Source organism: Agrococcus sp. HG114 (genome assembly GCF_024723325.1).
In the GTDB taxonomy this organism is placed as follows: domain Bacteria; phylum Actinomycetota; class Actinomycetes; order Actinomycetales; family Microbacteriaceae; genus Agrococcus.
Map to the genome: position 1 here is coordinate 1 of NZ_JANQCH010000192.1, position 2,364 is coordinate 2,364.

4 protein-coding genes are annotated in these 2,364 nt (G+C 75.9%); 3 read left to right on the top strand and 1 reads right to left on the bottom strand.

Annotated elements, in window-relative coordinates; genetic code table 11:
- Positions 1 to 172 precede the first annotated feature (172 nt).
- On the top strand, positions 173 to 634 hold the full coding sequence (locus tag NWP09_RS12450) for an ASCH domain-containing protein (RefSeq protein ID WP_258275820.1): 462 nt from the start codon (positions 173 to 175) through the stop codon (positions 632 to 634).
- Positions 635 to 664: 30 nt separating this feature from the next.
- On the opposite strand, the gene NWP09_RS12455 is transcribed toward NWP09_RS12450, so the two are convergent.
- Entirely contained in the window at positions 665 to 1,147 is a 483-nt protein-coding gene (locus tag NWP09_RS12455) for a pyridoxamine 5'-phosphate oxidase family protein (protein ID WP_258275817.1), read from the bottom strand.
- Between the two features lie 65 nt (positions 1,148 to 1,212).
- Between NWP09_RS12455 and NWP09_RS12460 the strand changes: the two genes are divergently transcribed.
- Both NWP09_RS12460 and NWP09_RS12465 read left to right on the top strand, forming a co-directional pair.
- Positions 1,213 to 1,638: a GNAT family N-acetyltransferase gene (locus tag NWP09_RS12460; protein ID WP_258275818.1), complete on the top strand. Its 426-nt coding sequence runs from the start codon at positions 1,213 to 1,215 to the stop codon at positions 1,636 to 1,638.
- Positions 1,635 to 2,364 (top strand): alpha/beta fold hydrolase (locus NWP09_RS12465; RefSeq protein ID WP_258275819.1); only part of this gene is annotated, 730 nt, incomplete at its 3' end. The genes NWP09_RS12460 and NWP09_RS12465, both read left to right, overlap by 4 nt.

Here is a 2,364-nt window from a genome sequence, read left to right on the forward strand (position 1 = left end):
CGGTCGGCGGTCGCGCGCAGCAGGGCGCGCGCGGCGTCGATCGCGGCGAGGTCGACGTCGTTCGGCACGCCCGGCATCGTACGCGGTGCACCGCTGGCACGATGGGCGAGTGAGCAGCGAGCCAGCACCCGACCGCCCGGCGGCGCAGCCCGACCGCGACGCGGCCGCGGCGATGTGGGGCGAGTACGTCGCCGCTCACCCGCGAGCGGTCGCCGCGGGCGACGAGCACACGGTCGAGGGGTTCGGCGACTCCGCGCGCCTCGCCGACGCGCTGCTCGAGCTCGTGCTGCGGGGCCAGAAGCGCGCGACCTCGGAGCTCGTCGCGGAGTTCGCCGCGGCGGGGGAGCGGCTGCCCCGGATCGGCTCCCACTGGATCGCGTGCGACGGCTCGGGCGCGCCGCGCGCGATCCTGCGCAGCACCGAGCTGCGGGTCGGGCCGTTCTCGAGCGCCGACGCCGGCTTCGCCGCCGACGAGGGGGAGGACGACCGCTCGCTCGAGTCGTGGCGGCGCGAGCACCGGCGCTACTGGACGCGCACCGCGCGCGCCCGCGGCGCCGCGTGGTCGGAGGACGACGAGATCGTCTTCGAGCGGTTCGCGGTCGTCTGGCCGCCCGAGCACGCCGACCCGCGCTGACGAGCGGCGCGGCAGCGCCGCCCGTGCAGGTCAGAGCCGGACGATCCCGGAGTCGCCCAGGTCGGGCTCGCCGTCGGTGACGAGGCCCTTCACGAGCTGCACGGCCGTCGCGACGGCGCCGGGCGACTCCCAGTACTCGGCGCTCGTCGCGGTCACCTCGAGGAGCCCGTTCTCGGGATCCTCGGGCCCGCCCGACATGAACGCGCCGGCCGACGCATCCCACAGCCGGCGCAGCCGCTCGCGGTCGTCGACGAACCGCGCCGTGCCCGCGAGCGAGACCCAGCCCTGCTTGCCTGCGTAGTGGACGTTCACCCGGGGGTCCGCGGCGATCGCCGCGACCTTGTCGGTCGAGCGCTCGGTGATGAACCACACGGTGCCCGGGTGCTCGAGGTCCTGCGTGCCCATGGGCGTCGACACCAGGTCGCCCTGCGTCGAGATGTAGGCGAGCGAGGCGATGCGCGTCGAGCGCATGATCTCGGCGATGGTCTGCAGCTGGTCGGAGTGCTCGGTCATGCGGCCACGGTGGCATCGCAGGCTGGGCGCAGGCTGGGGCGGGACGAGTGCCCTAGGGTCTCGCCATGACGTCGTTCGAGGACCGGGTCCCCACCGCGGAAGAGCAGCGCGAGGTCGCCGAGGCGGTCGGCTGGCTCGACCACTTCGACTGGGCGTCGATCGACCGCTCGCTCGAGCGCTCGCTGCACGGCGTCGTGGTCACCGACGGCGGCCGTGCCGTGGGCGTGGGCCGGCTCGTCGGCGACGGGGTGCGCTACTGGTACGTGCAGGACGTCATGGTCGACCCGTCGCACTCCGAGCAGGGCATCGCGACCCGCATCGTCGAGCGGCTGCTCGACCACGTGCGCGAGCACGCGCCCGCCGAGGCGGTCGTCGGGCTCTTCTCGAGCCCGGAGGCGGTGTCGGTCTACGAGGAGCTGGGGTTCACCGCCGCGGTCGACGACCCGCTGGGCATGACGCTCGACGTGCCGGCTCGCGGCGCGCGGGCGTGAGGCGCCGACGGCGGCGCGTCGACGCCCACGGCCTCGCGTTCGCGATCACGGCGGATGCGCCGGCCGACGCGCCGGGGACGCCCACGGTCGTGCTCGTGCACGGCATCGGCGTCTCCCGCCGCTACTTCGCGCGGCTGCACGGCGTGCTCGCGGCCCGCGCCCGCGTGATCTCGGTCGACCTGCCGGGCTTCGGCGGGCTGCCGAAGCCCGCGCGCGACGTCGACGTCGCCGCGATGGCGGCGGCGCTCGGCGCGGTGCTCGAGCGCTGCGAGACGGGCCCGGTCGTGCTCGTGGGGCACTCGATGGGCGCGCAGTGGGCGGTCGAGCTCGCGCTCCAGCGGCCCGAGCTCGTCTCGAGCGTCGTGGCGATCGGCCCGGTGGCCGACGAGCGCCACCGCACCGCGCTCGCCCAGCTGCGGGCGCTCGCGGTCGACTCGCTGCGCGAGCTGCCGAGCGCGAACGCCGTCATCGCGAGCGACTACGTGCGCTGCGGGCCGGTGTGGTACCTCGTGCAGCTGCGCCACATGCTCGACTACGCGCTCGAGCGCCGGGTCGCCGCGCTCGAGGTCCCGCTGCTCGTGCTGCGCGGCGAGCGCGACTCGATCGCCGGGATGCGCTGGTGCCGCGAGCTGCGCGACCGCGCGCCGCGCGCGCGGCTCGTGCACGTGCCGGGGCACCCGCACGCCGTGCAGCACTCGGCGCCCCGCGCGGTGGCCGACGCGATCC